This is a genomic window from Lentzea sp. NPDC054927 (genome assembly GCF_053610285.1).
In genome coordinates this window covers 240,477-261,077 of the sequence record NZ_JBSGXZ010000006.1, presented here as the reverse complement: position 1 = coordinate 261,077, position 20,601 = coordinate 240,477, and the positions used below count along the sequence as shown (strand labels likewise).

20 protein-coding genes are annotated in these 20,601 nt (G+C 68.3%); 9 read left to right on the top strand and 11 right to left on the bottom strand.

Annotated features, from left to right (window positions below; genetic code table 11):
• Positions 1-22 precede the first annotated feature (22 nt).
• Positions 23-448, top strand: coding sequence for a Rieske (2Fe-2S) protein (locus ACWGE0_RS12975; RefSeq protein WP_452261087.1), 426 nt, complete (start codon positions 23-25; stop codon positions 446-448).
• A gap of 108 nt (positions 449-556) precedes the next feature.
• Here ACWGE0_RS12975 and ACWGE0_RS12970 read toward each other — a convergent pair whose 3' ends face one another.
• On the bottom strand, positions 557-1,222 hold the full coding sequence (locus tag ACWGE0_RS12970) for a response regulator (RefSeq protein WP_452261086.1): 666 nt from the start codon (positions 1,220-1,222) through the stop codon (positions 557-559).
• 366 nt (positions 1,223-1,588) lie between these two features.
• On the opposite strand from ACWGE0_RS12970, the gene ACWGE0_RS12965 reads away from it, so the two are divergent.
• Positions 1,589-2,815 (top strand): MFS transporter, encoded by a 1,227-nt coding sequence (locus ACWGE0_RS12965; protein ID WP_452261085.1) that lies wholly within the window; start codon positions 1,589-1,591, stop codon positions 2,813-2,815.
• Positions 2,816-3,292: 477 nt separating this feature from the next.
• On the opposite strand, the gene ACWGE0_RS12960 is transcribed toward ACWGE0_RS12965, so the two are convergent.
• A complete protein-coding gene (locus ACWGE0_RS12960) occupies positions 3,293-3,967 on the bottom strand; it encodes a DinB family protein (RefSeq protein ID WP_452261084.1) in 675 nt (224 codons plus the stop codon).
• 268 nt (positions 3,968-4,235) lie between these two features.
• Complete coding sequence (locus ACWGE0_RS12955) at positions 4,236-4,400, bottom strand: hypothetical protein (protein WP_452261083.1); 165 nt, start codon at positions 4,398-4,400, stop codon at positions 4,236-4,238.
• Between ACWGE0_RS12955 and ACWGE0_RS12950 the strand changes: the two genes are divergently transcribed.
• The gene (locus ACWGE0_RS12950; protein WP_452261082.1) at positions 4,390-4,701 is read left to right on the top strand and encodes a hypothetical protein; all 312 of its coding nucleotides are present in this window, start codon (positions 4,390-4,392) and stop codon (positions 4,699-4,701) included. The genes ACWGE0_RS12955 and ACWGE0_RS12950 overlap by 11 nt on opposite strands.
• Before the next feature lie 226 nt (positions 4,702-4,927).
• On the opposite strand, the gene ACWGE0_RS12945 is transcribed toward ACWGE0_RS12950, so the two are convergent.
• Positions 4,928-6,019, bottom strand: a complete 1,092-nt coding sequence (locus ACWGE0_RS12945; protein ID WP_452261081.1) for a 3-oxoacyl-ACP synthase III family protein — start codon at positions 6,017-6,019, stop codon at positions 4,928-4,930.
• A gap of 46 nt (positions 6,020-6,065) precedes the next feature.
• Positions 6,066-6,500 carry a hydroxymethylglutaryl-CoA synthase gene (locus ACWGE0_RS12940; RefSeq protein ID WP_452261080.1) on the bottom strand — a complete coding sequence of 145 codons (435 nt, stop codon included), beginning with the start codon at positions 6,498-6,500 and terminating at the stop codon, positions 6,066-6,068.
• Between ACWGE0_RS12940 and ACWGE0_RS12935 the strand changes: the two genes are divergently transcribed.
• Complete coding sequence (locus ACWGE0_RS12935; RefSeq protein ID WP_452261079.1) at positions 6,493-6,669, top strand: response regulator transcription factor; 177 nt, start codon at positions 6,493-6,495, stop codon at positions 6,667-6,669. The two genes, ACWGE0_RS12940 and ACWGE0_RS12935, sit on opposite strands and share 8 nt — an antisense overlap.
• Positions 6,670-6,690: 21 nt before the next feature.
• On the opposite strand, the gene ACWGE0_RS12930 is transcribed toward ACWGE0_RS12935, so the two are convergent.
• The 6 genes from ACWGE0_RS12930 to ACWGE0_RS12905 form a co-directional block, all read right to left on the bottom strand.
• On the bottom strand, positions 6,691-8,730 hold the full coding sequence (locus ACWGE0_RS12930; RefSeq protein ID WP_452261078.1) for an NPCBM/NEW2 domain-containing protein: 2,040 nt from the start codon (positions 8,728-8,730) through the stop codon (positions 6,691-6,693).
• A gap of 81 nt (positions 8,731-8,811) precedes the next feature.
• On the bottom strand, positions 8,812-10,398 hold the full coding sequence (locus tag ACWGE0_RS12925; protein WP_452261077.1) for a glycoside hydrolase family 76 protein: 1,587 nt from the start codon (positions 10,396-10,398) through the stop codon (positions 8,812-8,814).
• 82 nt (positions 10,399-10,480) lie between these two features.
• Positions 10,481-11,230 (bottom strand): thioesterase II family protein, encoded by a 750-nt coding sequence (locus tag ACWGE0_RS12920; protein ID WP_452261076.1) that lies wholly within the window; start codon positions 11,228-11,230, stop codon positions 10,481-10,483.
• A complete protein-coding gene (locus tag ACWGE0_RS12915; RefSeq protein WP_452261075.1) occupies positions 11,230-11,985 on the bottom strand; it encodes an SDR family NAD(P)-dependent oxidoreductase in 756 nt (251 codons plus the stop codon). Before ACWGE0_RS12915 ends, ACWGE0_RS12920 begins: the two co-directional genes overlap by 1 nt.
• Complete coding sequence (locus tag ACWGE0_RS12910) at positions 11,975-13,180, bottom strand: AMP-binding protein (protein WP_452261074.1); 1,206 nt, start codon at positions 13,178-13,180, stop codon at positions 11,975-11,977. Before ACWGE0_RS12910 ends, ACWGE0_RS12915 begins: the two co-directional genes overlap by 11 nt.
• On the bottom strand, positions 13,177-13,446 hold the full coding sequence (locus ACWGE0_RS12905; protein ID WP_452261073.1) for an acyl carrier protein: 270 nt from the start codon (positions 13,444-13,446) through the stop codon (positions 13,177-13,179). The genes ACWGE0_RS12910 and ACWGE0_RS12905 overlap by 4 nt, the downstream gene beginning before the upstream one ends.
• A 510-nt stretch (positions 13,447-13,956) precedes the next feature.
• Between ACWGE0_RS12905 and ACWGE0_RS12900 the strand changes: the two genes are divergently transcribed.
• The 5 genes from ACWGE0_RS12900 (at position 13,957) to ACWGE0_RS12880 (ending at position 20,454) form a co-directional block, all read left to right on the top strand.
• Complete coding sequence (locus ACWGE0_RS12900) at positions 13,957-15,141, top strand: NAD(P)/FAD-dependent oxidoreductase (RefSeq protein ID WP_452261072.1); 1,185 nt, start codon at positions 13,957-13,959, stop codon at positions 15,139-15,141.
• A gap of 31 nt (positions 15,142-15,172) precedes the next feature.
• Positions 15,173-16,015 (top strand): NAD(P)H-binding protein, encoded by an 843-nt coding sequence (locus ACWGE0_RS12895; protein ID WP_452261071.1) that lies wholly within the window; start codon positions 15,173-15,175, stop codon positions 16,013-16,015.
• A 443-nt stretch (positions 16,016-16,458) separates the two neighbouring features.
• Positions 16,459-19,245 carry a BTAD domain-containing putative transcriptional regulator gene (locus tag ACWGE0_RS12890; RefSeq protein ID WP_452261070.1) on the top strand — a complete coding sequence of 929 codons (2,787 nt, stop codon included), beginning with the start codon at positions 16,459-16,461 and terminating at the stop codon, positions 19,243-19,245.
• A 111-nt stretch (positions 19,246-19,356) separates the two neighbouring features.
• Positions 19,357-19,872, top strand: coding sequence for a DUF3455 domain-containing protein (locus ACWGE0_RS12885; protein WP_452261069.1), 516 nt, complete (start codon positions 19,357-19,359; stop codon positions 19,870-19,872).
• Between the two features lie 48 nt (positions 19,873-19,920).
• Positions 19,921-20,454 carry an RICIN domain-containing protein gene (locus tag ACWGE0_RS12880; protein ID WP_452261068.1) on the top strand — a complete coding sequence of 178 codons (534 nt, stop codon included), beginning with the start codon at positions 19,921-19,923 and terminating at the stop codon, positions 20,452-20,454.
• The last annotated feature ends 147 nt before the right edge of the window (positions 20,455-20,601 follow it).

The following is a 20,601-nucleotide window of genomic DNA, read 5'->3' as shown; positions in this document are numbered from 1 at the left end:
TTCGCGCTCAGGAGGCATCGTCTTGCCAGATCCAACACGCCGCACGGTTGTCTGCGGCCTGCTAGCCGGTCTGGTCGCACCGGTTTCCCTGGCCGCCTGCTCGTCCGGGACGCCCGCCGCCAACCCGCCCGCCGGAGAATCCTCCGGCTCCGGTGGCAGGCCGTTGGCCAAGCTGGCCGACGTCCCGGTCGGCAGCGGCGCGATCGTGGACGGACCGTCAGGCAAAGTCCTGATCGTCCGGCCATCGGAGAACGAGGTCAAAGGGCTCAACCCGGTCTGCCCGCACGCGGGCGTCATCGTTTCCCCACCGGCGGGCGGCACTATCACATGCCCCGGCCACGGCAGCGTCTTCGACGCCGCGACCGGCGACAGGAAGAAAGGGCCGGCGACCACCGGCCTGACCCCGATCCCGGTGAAGATCAGCGGCGACTCGGTCGTGACCGCCTAGAAAGGTGTCGGCGGCCCGCCGGAACTCGGCGGGCCGTTCGCCCCAGGGATAGTGGCGGCGGCACTGGTCGATCAGCACGGCATCACCGTTCGGGAAAACCAACTCACGCTAAATCGGCAGGGCGAGCCTCAGGTCGTAGGCGAGGATGACGGCCTGGATCCGGTTCCGTGCGCCGATCTTGGCGAGGACCCGCCCGACGTGGGTCTTCACCGTCGACTCCGACAGCGTGAACCGTTGCGCGATCTCGCCGTTGGTGAGGCCCTGGCCGATGGCGACGAGGATCTCGCGCTCGCGGCCGGTCAGGGAGTCCAGCCGGGGATCCTTTCGCACGGGCCCGCAGAGGTCATCGCCGAGCCGGTCGGCGAACGCGTCGAGCAGCCGCCGAGTCAGCGCCGGCGCGATCACCGCGTCCCCGGCGGCGACGGCCCGGATGCCGGCGAGCAGCTCCTCCGGGCGGATGTCCTTCAGGAGGAAACCACTCGCTCCGGCCCGCAGCGCGGCGAGCGCGTACCGGTCCACGTCGAACGTCGTCAGCATTAGGATCCGCGAACGCCCACCGGCGGCGACGATGCGCCGGGTGGCCTCGATCCCGTCGACGCCCGGCATGAGGACGTCCATCAGCACCACGTCGGGACGCATCCTGGTGGTCCACCGAACGGCCTCGGCGCCGTTCTCGGCCTCGCCGACGATCTCGGTGTCGGAGGTGCTCTCCAGCAGCATGCGAAACCCGAAGCGCTGCAGCGGCTGGGAGTCCGCCACGAGCACAGAGATCATGAATGGCTGCCTTTCAGGGTCGCGTAGACGGTCCAGCCGCCGTCCGATGCGGGGCCGAGACCCGCCTCGCCCGGCGATGCCTACTTCATACCGAGCGAACCTGAGACGACTGTTAAAACGGCGCTCAGGCCGGCGGCTTAACCTGCATGGACGCAGTTTTCGGCACGCACAACGTTCTCGCCACCATCGGTCACCCGGGCCAACCGCAACCTGCTCATGGTCCTGGAGGACACTGCGTTCGGCTCCTCGGCACCCACGAATCGCGGAAATCGCGCGGAGAGGTCGTCAGCGTCGAGGCGCCCGTGGTGGGCAGGTCTAGCCAAAGGAATCCCGGAAGTGCCCACGAAGGAATCTGACGACGCCAAGGTGAGACTGGGAAGTCGCTTCCACAGGCTTTTCGGCGCCACGCTGGTGTCGTCCATCGGCACCGGAATGCACGCCGCCGCGTTGCCGTTGCTGGCCCTGCAGGCCACCAGCAGTCCGCTGGCGTTGAGCGCCGTTGTCATGGCTGCCGAGATTCCCTGGGTGCTGCTCTCGCTGCACGCCGGCGTCGTGGTGGACCGGCTGGACCGCCGGCGGGTGATGGTGTGGGCCGACCTCGCCCGGTTCGCCGTCCTGGTCGGTCTCGCGGCGCTGATCCTGACCGCGCAGGTGAACCTGGTGTGGCTGGTGGTCGCGGCGTTCCTGCTGGGGGTCGGCCAGGTCTTCTTCGACATCGCCGCCCAGTCGGCCATCCCGGACTTCGTGTCGCGGGACCCGCGGAACCTGGCCACGGCGAACGGGCGGATCGTCGCCGCGGAGAGCAACGGCGAGGACTTCGTGGGGCCCCCGGTCGGTTCCGCTCTGTTCGGCGTGTGGAACTTCCTGCCGTTCGCCGGCAACGCCCTTTCGTTCGCCGCGAGCGGCCTGCTGATCCTCTCGATCAAGACGGACGCCAAGCCGGAGAAGATGTCCGACGTGCCGCGCAAGACCGTGCGGAGCGAGATCGTCGAGGGCATCCGGTGGTTGTTCGGGAACCGGACCCTGCGGGCGCTGGCCACGGTCTCCTGCCTCGGCAACGTGGCCGCCACCGCCCAGTTCGCGATGCTGGCGCTGCTGGCCAAGGAAGTTCTCGGACTTCCGGACTTCGGTTTCGGCCTGCTGCTGACGGCCACCGCGGTCGGTGCGACGGCCGGGGGACTGACCGCCGCGGCCGTCAGCAGGCGGTTCGGTCCCGGCACGGTGATGCTCGTGGGCAAGACCGGCGTGGGCGCGGCCATCCTGGTCCTGGGACTCGTCTCGAATTCGTGGGTGGCGGCCGCGATGATGATGGTGACCGGTGCGTTGATGACCGCGGAGAAAGTCGTTGTGAGCACCCTGCGTCAGCAGATAGTGCCCGATGAACTCCTGGGGAGAGTTCTTTCTTCGAGCAGGCTGGTGGTGATGATCGGAGGCCCGATCGGAGCGGCACTCGGCGGGGTTCTCGCGACCGTTTTCGCCGTCCAGGTCTCGTACGTCGCTGCCGGTGTTTTCCTGATCCTGGTGGCATTGGCCTTCTATCCCGTGCTGAACAACCGCGCCCTGGCGAGCGCCACGGAACAATCAGCCGGATGAGCATGAGGATTTCGCGTCCGCACGTGTGTGGGGTGCCTGAAGTCAGCGGTCCTGTCACGGTGTACTACAACAGCGAATACGGCGGTTCCAAGCAGACCATCGCGGCAGGCGGCAAGGTCAACCTGAACGCAAGCCTCAAGAACGAGAACGCCTCCCACCGACTCAACGACAACGGGGGCGGCGGCGGTGGCGGCGTCACCTACGCGGCACCGCCGAACAACCCGCACCCATCGGCGACCACGTGTCTGTTCAGAACCCCCACGGCGACTGATCGACACGGCACGCTGACTGGGCCTGGTTTGTCTGCCAGGCCGCGTGATCGGACCGGGGTGGGCGGCCAAGCTTCGGTAGCTTCGCCGCCCACCCGATGCGTCGTTGGAGGCAGCCTCGACGTGGACGCTGAGTTCAGGTCCTTAATGGACAGTTGGTCGAGGTGTCTGCGCAGGAGTTGATCTCGGTCGGGGAATCGCCAGGCGATTACAGCGGTTCAGGCGCACCTTCGAGCACGGCGAGGTCGCGCACCGCGTAACGGTGGTGCTCGGCTTCTTCCTTCAGCACCACCTTGAGGCAGCGGCGCACGACGTACTCCTGGTCGGGATACATGTCCGCGGGCTTGCGGCCGCAAGCCCGGTCGAGCTCGGCCGCAGTGAGTCCGTCGACGACACGCCGCATCGCCGCCATGCGGGCGAGCCGGGGCGCGAGCACCTCGTCGAGCGTCGGGACGGCTTCAAGGGTGAGGCCGAGCCCCGCCGCAGCGTCAGGTGGCGTTCCCCCTGCGGGCAAGCCCAACGGGTGATAGGGCGCCTCCTCCTCGAGCACAGCATTGCCGAGCCAGGCATCGCTGGCGAACAGCAGATGCCGTTGTGTCTCGACCAACGACCACTCGCCGTCGACCCGCTCGTGCAGTTTGGCCTCGGGCAACAGCCTCGCGCGGTCGAGCGTCGCGCCCCACGCGGTCTCGATGACGTCCCAAGCGGCCCGGTAGTCCTCGGGAGACGCCGCATCCCGTGCCAGCACCCGCGCGGGGTGCAGGCGGTCGAGCTCAGCCTCGACGTAGGCGGTCACGTCGACGTCGTTGACGACGAGACGTTCGAAGAAGCCACCCAGGTAGACGTTGCTGCCGTAGCAGTCGACGATCTTCAGACTGTCCACCTCGCAATCGCGGATCTCGAGGCCCGCGAGATTGCACAGGTGGATACGAGCACCGCGGAATTGGTCGCTCTGAACGTATTCGGAAACCATCGGTGCAGTCTCGCTCACCCGTCTCGTCCGTGTCACGTTCGGCACCGGCCCTGAGCGTCGTCTCGATGCGCACCGCCGGACGGCGCATCGAGACGACGTCCTGAACCACATCTCCTCGGCGCACAGCGAGAACATCAACTCCCGTGTCCGGCAGCCGCTGCGGCCGAGTGTGGGGGTGTCAGCCCTTCTGCAGGTAGGCGTCGATGATCCGACCGTTCCTCGGAGGGGAGCTGAAGGTGTCCTTGTTGCCCTCCGGGCAGGCCCTGTTGCTCGTCCACGTGCTGCCGTCGGGGTAGTTGGCCGTCACCCACCCGCACATGCCGTCGGACCTGGTGTCCTTCACCCAGCCTTCGATCCAGATCTGGGTGCTGTTGCAGCGAACCGTCCAGCTGGCCTTCGCGCCGCCGAGGTCCGGGTTCTTGACGGCTCCGCACGAAGCCAAGATCGATACCGGGTCGCCGGCATCCGATGCAACGCTCGCCAACGCGGGTGTCGTACCGATCGCCATGACGGCCAACGAGGCCGCCAGCCACAAGTTCTTTGACGCGGGGTACACGTGGATCGCCTCCGATGCGTTCGCCGTGACAACCGCTTCCGGATGTCGGCTACCGGCGTGGACTCACGATGTGCCGCCGTTTCAGTGAAACTCCCGCGCTTTTCAACAATTCGCAGGTCGAGACTGGCTTTGTCGTGCTGATGGACAGGTGTGGATGGGAGGGCTTCTTGAGCGGTGTCCACATCCTCGGCACCACCACCAACCCTCGAACCGCCGAAGACGGGCAGCGGCCGACGAACGTGCATCTCCGCGCCGGCCGGAGTCCGATCTCCTCCGCCACGACGACGTTGAAGACCGCGTTGCGAAGGAGGGGTTCAGGAATCTGCGCTGGATGCCGAAGCTGGGGTGGCGTGAACCGGTGCAGGACCGGGCCCGTCCGCGTGGAGCACGGACACCGACGTTGTCGCGGAGTACCTGGTGGCTGCCCAGGAGATCAGCACTGACCCGATCGACATGCCGCCACCGAAGCCGCACAGGAGTACGAGGTCGTTCTGCGCGAGCAATCTCTTGCGGTGCACCAGGTCCAACGTGATGGGGATGGACGCGGCACCGGTGTTGCCGTACTGCTCGAGCGCGAAGTGACACGTGGCGTCGTGCAGCCCCAGTGAGGGCCACACGTCGTCGAGCATCGCACCATTGGCCTGGTGCGGTACGAAATGGCGGACGTTCTGCGGTGCCACCGAGTTCTCGCGCAGCAGCGCTTTCACCTCTTGGCTGAGGCTGCTCTCCACGAAGGTGCGCACCGCACGACCTTTCATCGTGAAGAAGTGCTGATGGTTGGTCACGGTGGCTGCCGACGCCGGCATTCTGCTTCCTCCGGCGGGAACGCCGATCAGGTCGTGCTGGTCTCCTCGCGTGGTGAGGCGGGTGCCCAGCACCCCGCGCCCCACGTCCACCCTGCCGATCAGCACGGCGCCCGCGCCATCGCCGAACAAGATGGCCGTGCTTCGATCCGAGTGGTCGAGGATGCGCGAGTAGATGTCGGCACCGATGACGAGTGCGTACCCTTGCGGCTGGTCGTGCAGCAGTCCTTTGGCGACGGACAGGGCGAAGACGAAGCCGCTGCAGACGGCGTTCACGTCGAACGCCGCCGCGTTGGAGGCACCGAGCAGGTGCTGGACGATGCTGGCCGTCGCGGGTTGCGGGTGGTCCGGCGTGGAGGTCGCCACCACGATGTAGGACACCTGGTCTGGCGTGACGCGCGCCTGGGCCAGTGCGGCTTTCGCGGCTGCGGCCGCCAGATCCGACGTTGCTTCATGGGGTGCCGCGCGCCGCCGGGACCGGATCCCGGTCTTGCGCATGATCCATTCGTCGGTGACACCGGCGGCCGCGCCGACTTCGGTGTTGCCGACCGAGCGGGCGGGCAGGTAGCTCCCTGTCGCGATGACGCCGATGGGATGACGCATGGTGCTCAACGCCTCTCTCAGAACGTTCGGGAGTCGCGCTCGCGGGTCAGTTGCGTTCGTAGAGGCGCTTGTGCCCGGAGAGACCCGCGAAGCGGAACGGGCCGGTGGTCTGCCGCGGCGTGAGGTGGTGTCCGCCGTCCTGAGGCAGCGACAGCTCGTGCAGTTCGCGGTAGGTGTCGTAGTCGATCGGCTGCCGCCGGTCGACGATCCGGCGGTGGTCATCCGTGCGCAGGCGCTCCAGGTACCCGGGAACGACGATGCCGCCGAAGAACTCGGCGACGCAGCCGGAGCCGTAGCTGGCGAAACCGATCGGCTGGTCGGTGAGGTCGCCCGCGTGGTCGAGCAGCGAGGCGAGCGCCACGTACATCGATGCCGTGTACGAATTGCTGACGACCTTGTTGTACGCGGTCGTCAGCCGGAGCATCGCCGACATCTGGTCCTCGTCGAGGTCGTGGCCCACAGTGGACGTGAAGTTGAGCAACCAGGAGACCCGCGTGCTCTCCCTGGCACAGGCGGGCTGCACCAACAAGCAGATCGCCGCGAAGCTGTGCCTGACCGTCCGCGGTGTCGAGTTCCACCTTTCGTCCTGCTACCGGAAACTCGGCGTGCCGGGGCGACGCGCACTGGCGGCGGTGCGCATCGCGACCTGAAGCCGCCTGGATCGAGCAGGATCAGCAGATGATCTTCAGATCGCCCCAGTCGGCGTGGTCGTAGGAAATGCCGTTGCCGCCGTCGAGCACGACCAGGCGCACGACCGTCGCGCCGGACACGTCGGCTTCCAGCGCCTTCGCGTCGTCGACACCGGAGACCGGGCCGCTGTCGTAGGCCTTTTTGCCGTCGGCCCAGACTTGGAAGCTCACCAGACTCAGTGGGTTGACCTTCCGGTCGTCGATGCCGATGGTGGCGGTCAGCTTCGAGCAGTTGCCACCGGTGTAGTACTCGATGTGCGCGGGGGCGTGCGTGCCGAGGCCCTTGGGGAAGACCCGGCCGCGGATGGTGATCGGGCCGCCATCACCGGCCTCGGTCTCGCCGTTGGTCGTGTCGATCTCGACCGGGCCGTAGCCGTTGGCCGCTCGCAGCCACTTGAGGTCGCTGACGAAGAGATCGCCCTTGGGGGCTGCGCCGGCGACCATGGCCTCGACGGTGTGCGTACCGCTCACCGGGTTGCTGCTGTGCGGTGCGTGGTAGGTGAGAGTGGCCTTGACGGGGAACCTGCCCGCCTGAGCATTCGGGGGAACGGTGACCTGCCAGGTGGTCTTGAACGTCTGCCCGCCGGCCAGGGAGGTCTTGAAGCTCGCGGAGGTGGCCTTCGCGGTCCAGCCCTGGGGGACCTGCAGGCTGGCCAGGACACGGCTGATCGGCAGCCGGCCGTTGTTGCGCACCGTCGTGGTGTAGGAGGTGGGCTTGCCGGGCTGCACGATCGGCAGCGCGCCGGGGTAGAGGATCTCGCCGTCCGCGGCCGTGGTGACGGCGGGCGGGTAGTTGTACCAGTCCTGCGCGGCGCTGATGCGGTACATCGCCGAGCCGTGCGGAGGCAGGCCGGCGCCGATCGAACCGGCGGTGTGCGTGGTGGTCTTGGCCCACAGGTCGCGGACTTTGTAACCGCTCGCCTTCGCCAGGCCCAGCTCCGCCGCGGTGACGGAGATAGTCGCGTTGTTGTCGTTCTCGTTGAACAGCAGGACGGCCTTGTCGCCGTTGGAGAGCGGCTTGACCAGGACGTAGGTGCCGTCCTGGTTGCGCACGACCCTGCCCTGCACGCCGAGCTTGTCCTGGTCGACGGCGATGACCTCCCGGTTCTCCAGGATCTCGAACGTCTCCGGAGTGGCCTTGCGCAGGTCGGCGCCGATCAGCAGTGGCGCTGCCATGATCGCCCAGAGGCTGAAGTGGCTGCGGTACTCCACATCGGTCATGCCGCCGTTGCCGACCTCCAGCATGTCCGGGTCGTTCCAGTGGCCGGGGCCCGCGTAGTCGGCGAGTTCCATGTTGCGCTTGGCGATCGACACCATGGAGTTCCAGTTGTCGCTGATGTCGCCGGTGGTGCGCCACAGGTGGCCGACGTCCTTCGCCCACTCCCACGGCTTGTTCTCGCCCCACTCGCAGATCGAGAACACGATCTTGCGGCCGGTGGCGTGGAGGGCGTCACGCATCTTGGTGTAGCGGAGCTTCGCGTCAACACCTTGGTTGTGGCAGTTGTCGTACTTCAGGTAGTCGACCCCCCAGGATGCGAACAGCCTTGCGTCCTGCTCCTCGTGGCCAAGCCCACCGGGGAAGCCCGCGCTGTCACACGTGGCCGTGCCCGCGCTGGTGTAGATGCCGAACTTCAACCCTTTCGCGTGGATGTAGTCCGCGACGGCCTTGATGCCGTTGGGGAAGCGGACGGGATCGGGGACGAGGTTGCCATCCGCGCCGCGTTCGGGCAGTGCCCAGCAGTCGTCGATGTTGACGTACTCGTAGCCGGCGTCCTTCAAACCCTTGGTCACGAAGATGTCGGCGATGCCCTTGACCATCTCTTCGTTGAAGTCGCCGCGGCAGTGCGTGGAGTTCCAGTTGTTGAAGCCCATCGGCGGCGTCAGCGCAAGACCGTCGTCGATCTGTGCGGCCGGGGGCTGGATCTGTTCAGGTGCGGCGGTCGCCTGTGGGGCGACCAGCGTTCCCGCGGCGATGAGGACTGCGAAAGCGGCTGTGTGCCATTTGATCCCGCGTAGTACCACGTGCCTGCTCCTAATCCCGGGAAATGGTCAGGGCGGCGCTCTGTCCAGAGCGGACAGAGCGCCTTTCACCCTCCGAGCTGCTCAGTCGGCGGCGTTCATGAGATCCACCGCGCTGTGCTGACGAGCGGCGTCGCTGCGCTGAAACGGGCCGGCCCACGGCTGGTCGTACGAGTCGGCGCTGGAGCGGTCCCGTGCATGGGCGGTGTCGGCCTGACGGCGCAGATAGGTGGTGTAGGGGCGGTCTGCCAGTGCTCTGTTCAGTGTGGACAGACCGCGGACGTAGATTCCCTTGAAGGACGGGACATCTCCGCCGCCGCCGTTGTCGAACAGGATGCCGCCGGGGTTGAGGAAGCCGCTGCTGGTCGAGGCATCGGCGAGGGTGCGTGCCTTGGTGAGCAGGCTCGTGTCTCCGGTGGCCCGGTACAGCTCCGTCAGCGCGGCGAGGGGAACGCCCTGGTTGTAGCTCCACGGTGTCAGGTTGTTGTTGGCGCAGGTTGTTGTGGTCAGGCCGTCGTTGACCAGGTTGGCGTTGTTGATCATTTTGCTGTTGGCGAACCACGTCCAGCCGGTCCTGGCGCGGTGCAGGTAGCCGGTGTCGCCGGGGATCCTGTTGTGCAGTGCGGCATTGAGCTGGACGTACAGCGAGTTGGTGATCGCGTTCTTGTAGTTTTTGCTCGCGCTCCACCACACTCCGCCGCCACACACCGAGTCCCAGTACCGGTGGATGTGGTCCGCGCCGATCCGGGCGGTGTTCAGGTACCTGTTGTCGCCGGTCAGGTCGTAGGCGGCCAGCCATGCGAGGCCCCACCAGGCGATGTCGTCGTTGTAGTCGTTGATGAAATTTCCCTGCCAGGCAGGGAGGTTGAGGTCGTAGGTACGGGCGATGGCGTAGCGGTAGCTGTTCATCCCGGTCACCCGGATGTTGTCGATGACCGCGGTGAGCGCGTTGGCGGAGTTCCACCAGCTGGTCGTGTCGAACAGGCCGTTGCCGAGGTTGTAACGCTCCATCAACGCCGTCGCGGCGGCCGTACGGCGTTCACCGGCGTTCCACGTCGTGCGATACCAGCTCGTGCACGCGATCGTGGTCGACCCGGCCGGCCGCCCGCAGGCTCGCAGCAGGCCGACCCCGAGATTGGCCCAGTCGTCCACGTTGAACATCATCGTGCGCCAGTCGCCGAAGCCCGGCGGGGCCGACGTGTTGCCGAGCCGGGAACCGGATCCCCAGCTGACGCCGGCGTCGAAGGACCGGTCCAGCCACACCTCGTCCCCCTGCCCGGTAGCGGAGATCGCCGCCCAGCCCATCGCGTCCGCGTCGTCGAAGTGCAGGGAGATCCGGCGACTGCCGACCGTGACGGTCTGGGCCGGCCGGTCCGCGGGCGCGAGGGCAGGGTCACGGACGTCGCAGTACTTGTTGCAGATGACGGCTGCCGCGGCTGGCGGCGAGTCTCCTGTCGATGGCGGGCCACCGGTCTGCGCCGGTGCGCTGGTGCCGGGCTGGTAGACGGATCGCCTCGAACCGGGTGGCAGGGCGGGGTCGCGGTTGTCGCAGTAGCTGCCGCAATCCACGACGGGCTGACTCGTCGTCGGCGCGACCACCACCGACTCAGGTGGCGCGGCTACGACGAGTGCGGACACCATGAGGGACGGGAGAAATAGACTTCTCAGCATGTGACCTCCCAATGCAGGGGTGGGCGGCCCGAGAGCTTGAGAGCGCTCTCAAGAATGACGTTAGAGTCGGGCAATCCTGCCGTCAATGCATCCTGCAGGACAGTGTTTTGTCAGATCGGTTGTCGGGCAACACACGGCTCAGCACACTCACCAGCTCGGGTATCACGTCGGTGAGGTAGAAATGGCCGCCAGGGAAGCACTCCAGGCCGAACCAGGACTCGGTCAGGTCTCCCCACCGGTCGAGATCGCTCGCACGTGTGATCGGGTCGTCGAGTGCGTGGCAGGCAATGATCGGGCACGTCAGCAACGGGCCTGACCGGTGCCGGTAGGAGTTCAACATCAGGTAGTCGGCACGCAACGACGGCAGGGTCAGGCGCTTGAGCAAGGCGTTGCGGTGTAATCGATCCGGGATACCGCCCAACTCGTAGGAGTGCGCCCAGATCTCGTCGTCGGTGCTGGGGAGCGTCGGTGTGGCCGCGAGATTCGGCGCGGTCTTGCCGGAGACGATCAAGGCGGCGGGTGGCGTGCTCAGCCGGCGGGTGGTCTCGAATGCCACCAAGGCCCCCATGCTGTGTCCGAAAAGGACCAGGGGCGAGCCCTGCGGTGTGTTCAACGCCGAGACCGCTTGGTCAACGAGGTCGAACAGGTCGGCGGCGTTCTGTTCCCATCCCCGGTGCCCTCGGCCCGGGTACTCCACCGCCTTCATCGCCATCCCGGCGGGCAGGTGCTCGGGCCAGGACTGGAAGAAGTCGGTGCGCCCGCCCGCATGCGGGAAACACACCAGGGTCGAGGAAATCACCTCGGGGACGTGGAGGTCCCGCATCACGGTCATCAGATGCTTCCCCCGCCGTCCGCGGCCAGAACCTGCCCGTCGATGTTGGTGTGGCTCAGCAACAGCATCCGCACCACGGGCAGCAGGTCGTCGGCGGTGACCAAACGGCCAGTGGGCGTACGCCGTGCGATCGAGGCGACCTGCCCTGAGCCGAGCACCGCCGACATCTCCGAGTCGAAGAAGCCGGGGGAAACGCAGTTGATCAGCACCCGGTCGCGCCATTCCCGCGCGAGCGAGCGTGTCGCAGACTCCAGCGCACCCTTGGTCGCCGAGTAGGCGCTCAGCCCGGGGTAGCCCCGCTGCGCGCACACCGACCCGATCATCACCACGCGGCCTCGGCCGCCGCGGACGAGCAGGCGGCGCAGGAACGTCCGCGTCAGCAGCAGCGGCGCGGTGAGGTTGGTGGCGATGATGGACTCGATCTGCTCGGGCCTGGTGTGCACCAGGATCGAGTCCTGGCCGACCGCGGCGTTGTTGACCAGCGCGTCCGCCGGGCCCAGTCGTTCGGCGGAGGCAGCGAGGAAGCTGGTGACGGCCGGCTGGTCGGTGATGTCGACGGCGCCGTGGTGGAAGTGCTCACCGTGACGTTCGGCCAGCTCGGCCATGCCCCTCGTCGGGGTGCGAGCGAAGGCGGCGACACGTACTCCGGACTTCAACAGGTCCTCGGTGATGGCCAAGCCCAGACCGCGGGAAGCGCCGGAGATGATGACGCTGGTGGCGACTGGCACCGGCTCTGTCGCGGACTCACAGCTCACTCTTCAACCCTTCTTTCACAGAGATCTCGTCGAGGAAGGTGATCAGTCGAGGGACCGCGTGGTCCGGCAGGCGGTCCGCGCACCAGGAGGTCAACTCGGCGGTGTTCACCGGCGCGCTGGCCACGACCTGCGCGGTCACCAGCTGACCGACCACGGGCGCACGGCGGGCATGCACCCTGGCCCAGGCGATGCGGGGGTGTTCGGTGAGCACTTGGCGCACTGCGGCGGCGGAGATCTTGGCACCACCGACGTTGAGCTGATCGTTGTCGAGGCGCCCGGTGATGTGCACACGGTCGCCCCGGATCTCGGTCCGATCACCGGTGCGGACGAAGCCGTCGAGGTCGACCCCCTGGTACGGGCTGTGCACCAGCAGTTCGCCGCCGTCCACACGCAGCCGGGGACGTCCTGGCGCCTCGCTGTCCAGCCACGCCACCGGGAAACCGGCCTGCGCGTCGTGCACGGCGAAGGCCGCGCCGGTCTCGGTGGAGGCGTAGATCCAGCTGATCCGGGCATCAGGAAAGCAGGCGGTCAGATCGTCGAGCAGCCGCTGGTCGACAGGCTCACCGCCGAGGGTGATCTGCGCCAAGGGGAGAGCGCCGGCCGCCGCGCGGTCGGTGAGCAGGCAGTGCCGCCAGAAGGTCGGGGTGGCCGAGACCGCGGTGACACCCTCGCGTGCAGCCACCCCGGTCCACCGGCTCAGCTCGTCCGGCTCGACTGTGACGAGGTCCTGACCGGCCACGGAAAGGGAAAGCATCACCAGCTGCCACCACGCGTACGTGCCAGGGGTGAACGGCAGCAGCCAACGGCGTGGCTCCTGCCGCCCGGTGACTGTGGTGAGCCCGGTCAGGGTGTGCGCGATGCGCTTGGGCCGGCCGGAGCTACCACTCGTGGACACCCAGACACGGCCGGGGCTAGCAGGTACATCCGGCCCACCAGGTTCACCGAAGATCGCGAACCCGTCATCGGTGAGTTCCGCGGCCATCTGGTCGGTGAAGCGCGTGGCAGGTACGACGAGCAGCTCGGTGTCGCGTCGTCGGTGGTGCGTCCACACCGCGGCCAGCGCGGTGAGGTGGTCCGGTGCGATCACGGCGACGCGGTGCGGTGGCAGTTCGGCCGTGGGCAGATCGTGCCAGGAGCCGTCATGTCCGCGCAGGGAAAGGCCATTGGCACCGTGATCCGGGAGGTTGGCGCTCATCCGGCTACGGGAGTGAGCTTGCCCAGCAGGTCGAGCAGATCCCCCACCGTAGCCAAAGGACGGATTTCCGCCGCTTCCAGAGCGAGTTCGCCGCCGGCCCGGTCCTCCAGCCGCACGGTCAGCTCGGCCAGGTCGAGGGAGCTGAATCCGAGATCGGCCAGGGTGTGGTCGTCGGTGACCGGCAGCGGCTTGCCCTGCGTGCGAAGCAAATCCTCCAGGAGCGCGCGCAATTCTGAGCGCGCGACAGCGTTCGAGCCAGTCTGCATGTGTCCTCCAAATGAATGCCAGTCGGCGAGTTCCCGTGCGGCCGGCACCGTTCCCGTCCCTGCGGTGGCCCAAGGGGATTGTTCCTGTGTGAGCCGTCTGGCTGATTTCGTAGGACGCTCGGTGAGTCGCAGCACTCAACCATGAGTGTCGGTGGTTGCCGCAATAGGTCGTTCCACGGTGCGGGACAACGCCAATGAGAGACATCGGGCAGGAACCGGAGGCAGCCTGTGATGCTTACTTCAGTCGAGCGGTCCTTTGTGGACTTGAGCCGAGCGGGCAGGCTCCGGAATCTGCTCGTTCGAATTCCGTTCGAACAAACGGGGCAATGAACGAACTCGTCTTTGGTTGCAATTGGGCGCAAACTCGAAAGCGCGACGCGCCAGTGGTCCGCGTCCGGACATGGGGAGCCACTCACCGGCAACTGGTGACGCAGGTCACTCTTCAGTGCTGTCAGGTTTCGCGCCGCTGTCCGGTTCAGGAAGCGAACACCGACCGGACAGGAGCAAACCGTGAAACACCGCATTGTCGTTCTAGGGGCTGGATACGCCGGAGCCAACGCCGCCGGGCGCCTGGCCAAGCGGCTGCACCCCGCCGACACCGAGATCACCCTCGTCAATGCCGATCCCGAGTTCGTCGAGCGCGTCCGCATGCACCAGCTCGCGGCTGGCCAGGACCTGTTGCCCCGCTCGCTGACCGATGTCTTCGCGGGCACGGGTGTGCTCGTGCGGCTGGCGCGGGTCACCGCCGTTGACGCCGAACGCAAGATCGTCGGCGTCGTCGAGGCCGACGGTCCTGGCGAGATCTTTTACGACACGCTCGTCTACGCACTCGGCAGCACCGCCGGCGACTGCGGCGTACCCGGCGTCGCCGAGCACGCCCACAACATCGCCGGCAAGCAGCCCGCGCTGCGGTTGCGCGCGTCTCTGGCCGACCTCGCCGGGGGCGGCACCGTGCTCGTCGTCGGTGGCGGCCTCACCGGCATCGAAGCCGTCACCGAGATCGCCGAAGCCCGACCGGACCTCGAGGTCTCACTCGCCGCCCGCGGTGGCCTCGGCGACTGGCTGGGGGAGAAGGCCCAGGGCCATCTCCGCAAGGCGTTCGACCGGCTCGGCATCACCTTGCACGAGCACACCGGCATCGCGAGCGTCGAGCCGACCGGCGCGGTCACCGCCGACGGCCGCGCGATCCCGGCCCAGGTGACCGTCTGGACGACCGGCTTCGCCGTCCATCCCATTGCCGCGGCCACGACCTTGCAGGTGTCCGCGACGGGACAGATCGTCGTCGACGACACGATGCGGTCCGTGTCGCACTCGGATGTCTACGCCGTCGGCGATGCCGCGCTCGCTCCGGGCGAGAGCGGTGCGCCACTGCGGATGTCCTGCGCCTCGGGAGTTCCCTCGGCTCACCTGGCGGCCGACGCCATCGCTGCCCGCCTGACCGGACGCCAGATCCCCCCGAACAAGATCGGCTACACCGCCCAGTGCTTCAGCCTTGGCCGCCGCGACGCCATCGTGCAGTGGGTGACCCCGGACGATCAGCCCAAACCGTCCGCGGCCACCGGCAAGATGGCCGCACGCCTCAAGGAACTGATCTGCAAGGCCGCCGCCTGGAGCATCTCCCACCCGACATCGATGTTCCCAGCCCGTCGCCACCACGCCATCCCGGCCGAAGAGGCCCTCGCGATCGCCGCGTGACATACCACCACCACAAGGAGGAACGACCGTCATGATGCTGATCACCGGCGCCAACGGCGTCGTGGGACGTCAGGTGATGAACCTGCTCCTGCACGAAGGCACCGCCGTCACCGCGGTCACTCGCGGCCCCGGCAAGCCCCTGTTTCCCGGCAACGCGAAAGTCGTCAGCGGCGACCTGTTTCGTCCACAGTGGATCGAGCCGGCGCTGCGAGGAGTCGAAGCAATTCAGATCAGCCCGCGCGCCACCGGCCCCGGCCTCGCCGAGCTGCTGAAGCTGGCGGCCGAACAAGGCGTCCAGCGCGTGGTGCTGCTGTCGGCCACCACTGTGGAGCACCCGGCAGGGGAAGCCCGCTTCGCCGCCCAATTCAAGTCAGCCGAGGACCTCGTCACCAGCTCTGGTCTGGAGTGGACGGTCCTGCGCCTGGCCGACTTCGCCGCCAACGCGCTGGCATGGGCGCCACAGATCATGGCAGGGGATGTGGTGCGCGGCGCGTACGGCCAAGCCGCCACCTCCCCGATCCACGAAACCGACATCGCCACGGTCGCCATGAAAGCCCTCCGCGGCAGCACCCCAGCGGAGTCGGTGTACACACTGACCGGGCCGCAGTCCCTGGACCAACACGAGAAGGTGCGGCTCATCGGCGCCGCCATTGACCGGACGCTGTCTTTCCAGGAGCTCCCGGCCGAGCAAGTACGGCACGGCATGCTCGCGCAAGGACTACCCGAGGAGGTCCCTTCCCGCCTGCTCGGCTCACTGGCCGACTACAGCGAACGCCCCGGCCCCACAACCCGCACCGTGGAGGACCTCCTTGGTCGTCCCGCTCTCACCTTCGCCGACTGGGCACACGACAACGCATCTGCCTTCGGCCCCTGATCACCGCGACGACCTGCGCCGCCAGCTGACCGGGCCGGTCCGTTGTGAGTGAGACCGCGGACCGGTTCTGGTTCGCTGCGGTGGAGGATCGGCAGTTCGTCGACGGCTGCGAGCACGCGGAGGCGGCGGCTGTGGTCGACCTCGATGGTGGGCGAGTTCGTGATGTCCTCGCAGATCATCCGAAGCATGGCGTGACCGTCGGGGTCGTCGGTGCCAGCAGGGGCGGTGGGCAGAATCGGCAGGGAGACCTGCCCCGCGGGATTCGACGGCCAGGCAGCCGCCACTGACCCGTCGAGTCGAGGAAATGCTTGTGCCGCCCATCTTTCAGGCAAAGCATCCGGTCGCGCCGGATGGGCGGCTACCCTCGCGCTGAGGGCCGCGACGGTACGGGGAGCGCTCCGGACCGGCCTGGTCGCACGTCAGTGGTGAGGGGAGCGCACCACGTGAGGATTCGGCTGCTCGGACCGATCGACGTCGTGGTGGACGGGACCCCTCGTCCGGTGCGGGGGTTGCGCCGCAAGGCGGTGCTCGCCGTGCTCGCGCTGCAACACGGACACATCGTCAGCGTCGCACGGCTCGTCGACAGCGTGTGGAGTGACAACGGGCGTCCACCGGCCCAGAACACGTTGCAGAGCCACGTGTCGCACCTGCGCCAGGTGCTGGGGAGCCGGACGTCGATCGTGGCGCGACCGCCCGGCTACCTGCTCGACGTCGGATCCGGGGACACCGACGTCGAGGAAGCCGAACGCCTGATCCGGCAAGGAATGCGGTCGGACGACAGCGCCGTGGCCGCAGGGCAGCTGCGCGGCGCGTTGGAGCTGTGGCGCGGCTCGGCATTGGAGGACGTCGCCGGACTCGCCTGGCTGGAAGGGCAGGCCGAGCGCCTGAGCCAGTTGCGGGCGCAGGCGGTCCGGGCCCTGCTCGAGGTCCGGCTGGACCTCGGAGAGCACGCGGCGCTGGTGCGTGACCTGGAGTTGCTGGCGGTCGAGCACCCGCTCGACGAGCAGATCCACGGCCAGCTCATGCTCGCGCTGTACCGCAGCGGCAGGCAGGCGGACGCTCTGGCCGTCTTCCGCCGCCTGCGGAGCGTTCTCGTCGGCAACCTCGGCGTCGATCCGACCCTGGCGCTGCGCGAGCTCGAGGCCCGGATGCTGCGGCAGGATCCCGGCCTCTGCCCGCCGCCCGCGCCGGTGACGGTGAGCCGGCCACCGCTGCCGGTCCCGGCGCAGCTGCCGTTGGAGGTGAGGGGGTTCGCCGGTCGCGAACCCGAGCTCGCGTGTCTCGACGCGCTGCTGGCCCAGGTGAACGGGCCGACCGCGCTCGTCGCCGTGCTGTCCGGATCCGCCGGGGTGGGGAAGACGGCGCTCGCCGTGCACTGGGCGCGTCGCGTGGCGGGTGAGTTTCCGGACGGGCAGCTGTACGTGAACCTGCGCGGCTACGACCCGAGCGGCTTGGTGACGAGCTCCGCCGACGCCGTGCGGGGGTTCCTGGAGGCGCTCGGCGTGCCGCCGCAGCGGATGCCGGTCGGCGCGGACGCGCAGGCTGCCCAGTTCCGCAGCCTGCTCGCCGAACGGCGGATGCTGATCGTGCTGGACAACGCCCGTGACGCCGGGCAGATCCGGCCACTGCTGCCCGGCGCGCCCGGCTGCCTGGTGGTGGTCACCAGCCGCGATGAGCTGGCCGGCCTGGTCGGCATCGAGGGCGCGCACCCGATCACCCTCGGCCTGCTCACGAACGACGAGTCGCGGCAGCTGCTGGCGTTCCGCCTCGGCGGCGATCGGATCGCGGCTGAACCACGCGCGGCGGACGAGATCAGCGCCCGATGCGCACGGCTTCCGCTCGCGCTCGTCGTCGTGGCCGCCCGCGCCGCCACGCACCCGCTGTTCAGCCTGCGGGCGCTGGCGGAAGAACTCGGCGACAGCCGCGAACGGCTCGACGCACTCGCCGGGGGTGACCTGGTCGCGGATGTGCGAGCGGTGTTCTCGTGGTCCTACCGCACGCTCACCCCCGAGGCGGCGCGGATGTTCCGGTTGCTCGGCCTGCACCGGGGACCGGACGTCTCGGCCGCCGCGGCGGCGGGTCTCGCCGGGCTCGCGGTGCGCGAGGCGCGGCACCTGCTGAGGGAGCTGGCTCGTGCGCACCTGCTCGTCGAGCACCTGCCCGACCGGTACGCGTTCCACGACCTTCTGCGTGCCTACGCCGCCGAACTCGCGGAGCAGACGGACTCCACGGAGCAGCGCGACGCGGCGATCCGCCGCGTGCTGGACCACTACCTGCACACGGCGTACCGAGCGGCCGTGGTGCTGAACCCGCACCGGGACCCGATCGAGTTGCCCGCGCCGGACCACGCCGCGACCCCTGAGGCCTTCACCGATCACCACGTGGCCATCGAGTGGTTCAGCACCGAACACGCCGTCCTGATCGCCGCACTGCGTCAGGCCTTGCGGCACGGCCTCGATCACCACGCCTGGGCGCTGGCGTGGTCGATGCACACCTACTTCAACCGTCGCGGACGCTGGCACGACTGGGCCGTCGTTTGGCAGACCGGGGTGGACGCGGCCACGAGACTGGCGGACCCGCTCGCCCGCGCCCATGCCCATCGCGGCCTCAGCTGGGCCTACGACAAGTTGAGCCGCCATGAGCACGCCAGGGCCCAGCTGCTGCACGCCCTCGAGCTGTGGGCCGAGGCAGGCGACCCCGTCGGCCAGGCCGACGTGCACCTGGACCTGGGCAGGGGACTCGCGATCGAGGGCCGGTTCGCCGAGGCCATGCACCACGCCCGCCACGCGCTCGACCTGTACAAGGAGGCGGACCACCCCGACGGGCTGGCGCTCGCGCTCAACAACATGGGCATGGCGTCAGTCGAGCTCGGCGACTACGAGCGCGGAATCGAGTGCTGCCGCGAATCCCTCGCCCTGCACCAGGAAGCCGGCAACCTCGACGGCGAGGCCGGCGCCTGGGACAGCCTCGGTTACGCCTACCACCACCTGGGCGACCACGCTGCCGCCATCGACGGCTATCAGCACGCGCTCGACCTGTACCGCGACCTCGGCGACCGCTTCGAGGTCGCCGCGACCCTCGCGAACCTCGGCGACAGCAGGCACTCCGCGGGCGACCAGGCCGGGGCGCGCGAGGCGTGGCGGGAAGCACTGTCGATCCTCGACGACCTCGATCACCCCGACGCCGACGGGCTGCGCGCCAAACTCCGCGCCGACGGGTCGCGGGCCTGAGCAATCCTCCCCGACTGCGCTGAAACGGCGCTGACCCCGTCACGTCAGCCCCGTTTCAGCACTCGATGTCACGGTGCTGGTGACAGATCGAGTTGAAGGGGGAACAAGGACATGAAGCGCATCATCCGCATCGCGGCCGGACTCGCCGTCGCGGCGATGACGGCCGTCGGCCTCGGGGCCGCCACCGCGTCAGCGGGAGCACCGGGGCAGGTACCTGACGCGATCAAGGTGCCCGCCGGCAACAGACAGATCGCTTTCCTGCAGGCGCACGGCGTCCAGACCTACCAGTGCGCCAACGGTGCGTGGGGCTTCCTGCAGCCCGACGCGATCCTGGAGAGCTACGGCAGGGCAGTGGTGTTGCACAGCAGGGGTCCTGTGTGGACATCGGTCGAGGATGGCAGCTCGGTGACCGCCACGACGGTCGCCAGCTCGCCGGTGCCGCTCGCCGTTCCCCAGCTGCTGCTGAGGGCCACCAGCAACCGCGGTCCCGGCCTGCTCGGCGCGGTCACGTTCGTCCAGCGGCTGAACACCACCGGCGGCCTGTCGCCGACCGGTGCCTGCAAGGAGGGGTCGACCGCATCGATCCCGTACACCGCCGACTACGCGTTCTGGGTCGCCACGCCCTAGTCAGAGGGCACGCGCCGCCATCCCGATTACCAGAAAGGCAACGAGGACTTGAGAATCCACAGTTTGCTCGGGCTTGCCGCGACCCTGATGGCCCTGGCGGTCAGCGGGTCCGGTGTCGCCCACGCCGGTTCCGGCCAGTCCCCGGCGGTGTCCATCGCGGCGGACGACTTCCACGAGCTCGTCAACACGGCCACCAACAAGTGCGTCGACGTCGTCAACAGCTCCGTGGAGAACGGCGCGCGCGTTCACCAGTGGGACTGCGGGCGGAACCACCCCAGTCTGCTGTGGGCGTCGATCGACCTCGGCAACGGCTTCGTCCAGTTCGTCAACAGGAACAGTGGCAAGTGCCTGAGCCTCGTGTGGGGCACGCTGATCGTCGACCAGCAGTCGTGCAACGCGGCCGACCAGCGCCAGTGGTGGCAATGGGCGCCCGCGGACGTGTTCGGCAACCTCGTGCTGGTGACTCCTCCCGCCGGAGGCAGCGCGTGCCTGGCCCTGCTGCCGTTCTCCCACAGGAACGGCACCAGGATCGGAATCGCCGACTGCGCGACCACCTCGTCGCAGATCTGGCACTCCGAGTAGTGCGAGCCTGAACCAGCCGCGGGATGCGCCGGTGACCTCATGGACGCCGGCGCATCCCGCCACCCTGAATCCGGGAGTCTCTGGCGCCACGTTCAGCTGCCCCCGATACCAGTGCTCGTCGTGGGACCGCACAGCCGGTGTCAGGGC